At 44.0% G+C, this 552-nt stretch carries 1 pseudogene; it reads left to right on the top strand.

Going from position 1 to position 552, the window contains the following annotated elements:
- Positions 1-552, top strand: a pseudogene (locus ACFINZ_RS11975) (CCA tRNA nucleotidyltransferase); the annotation flags it as partial.

Below are 552 nucleotides of genomic sequence, written 5' to 3'. Positions count from 1 at the left end.
CAAAAGTGGCCTTCGGTCGTGATTGGCAAAAAGATGCTGAACGGCGTGATTTTACTATGAATGCGCTTTATTGTGATGCTGCTGGCAACCTTTATGATGCAGTGGGAGGCCTGGACGATATTGCCAGCAGAACAGTACGTTTTATCGGTATTGCAGAGAAGCGTATTCGTGAAGATTATCTGCGTATTTTGCGGTTTTTTCGCTTTTTTGCCTGGTATGGGGCGGGACGACCTGATGTACAAGGGTTGAAAGCATGCGTTTGTTTGAAACACGGTCTGCAAAAACTCTCATCTGAGCGTATTTGGGGGGAAATGAAAAAACTTCTCACTGCGCCTAATCCTATACGTGCTCTTCTATGGATGCGCCAAAGCGGAATTTTGACACTCATTTTTCCTGAAACAGAAAAATGGGGGATTGATGCGATTCATTCACTTGTGAAAACAGAACAGGATCTTGGTTGGAAAGTAGATCCATTGTTGCGATTAGAAAGTCTTCTTCCTCCTGATCCTGTACGTCTTTATGAAATGGCGCATCGCTTGCCTTTATCTCATA

Source organism: Bartonella sp. AA81SXKL (assembly GCF_042196945.1).
Lineage (GTDB): Bacteria > Pseudomonadota > Alphaproteobacteria > Rhizobiales > Rhizobiaceae > Bartonella.
This window is presented reverse-complemented; position numbering and strand designations above follow the sequence as displayed.